At 34.3% G+C, this 807-nt stretch carries 1 protein-coding gene and 1 pseudogene; one reads left to right on the top strand and one right to left on the bottom strand.

The genetic code is table 11. The annotated features are described in order from the left end of the window. The first annotated feature begins 162 nt into the window (after nucleotides 1-162). Nucleotides 163-330 carry a hypothetical protein gene (locus IHO13_RS05545; RefSeq protein ID WP_225538639.1) on the top strand — a complete coding sequence of 56 codons (168 nt, stop codon included), beginning with the start codon at nucleotides 163-165 and terminating at the stop codon, nucleotides 328-330. Nucleotides 331-674: 344 nt separating this feature from the next. Here the strand turns inward: IHO13_RS05545 and IHO13_RS05540 are convergent. Next, nucleotides 675-807 (bottom strand): annotated as a pseudogene (locus tag IHO13_RS05540) (heme ABC exporter ATP-binding protein CcmA); the annotation flags it as partial.

The following is an 807-nucleotide window of genomic DNA, read 5'->3' as shown; positions in this document are numbered from 1 at the left end:
ACGGCCCTGTTTTTGGCTACCAGGCAGTGCATCGAAGCATAAAACGATAGCAGAATAGAAATTATTAAGTATTTAATAGACGAACTCAAAGCAGACATAATAAGAAGAGACAATAATAACAATACAGTACTTTTTCCTGCTGTTAATAATTGTCCTGGGAGAGTGGTAAAACTCATCATTGAGCAATATATAAAAAACTTTGGCAGGAATAAGTTAAAGAGCTTTATCGATTATAAAAATAAAGCTAGAATAGATGCTTTGGATATCGCGCTTAATAGTATAAATGAGAAAGCTATTGAAGTGCTAAAGATCATATGGAGCAGACATTGAGAATAAGATAAATGGTGAAATCCGCCTACTTCATGCAGTGAAAGAAGGTGATATAAAGAAGACAGAGCTTTTTTTAAACAAGGAGTGAACGTTAATACAAAAGATGAAATTTTAGACCTTGCCATGCAGAAAAGCAATCAAAGTATGACCCAATTTCTAAAAGGAAATGGTGCAAAAACAAGTTTAGAGATAAAAGTGCAATTAGCAGTATTAACTACGCTAGTGTTATGACCCTCGGTTTAGCACTAGTAGTATATTCTATTATGAAAGGCATTCGAGAAATTGCTGTGAAAAAACCATGCGGCATTTTCAATGAAATAGAGGGCGAAAGGTAAGATCTTCAATTACGCAAAAAGTGTGAGGTCAATTGTAGTAAAATCACGCAATTGCTTAGTAGAGCTATGTCCTGTAATAATTACTATACCATTTTGCTCAGAACGTATTGAGATTAAATTCAGCACTAATTCGCAGGTTGCA

This window comes from Wolbachia endosymbiont of Mansonella perstans, from assembly GCF_020278605.1.
Lineage (GTDB): Bacteria > Pseudomonadota > Alphaproteobacteria > Rickettsiales > Anaplasmataceae > Wolbachia.
Note: the sequence above shows the minus strand (reverse complement) of the source record. Positions and strands in the feature narration are given on the sequence as shown.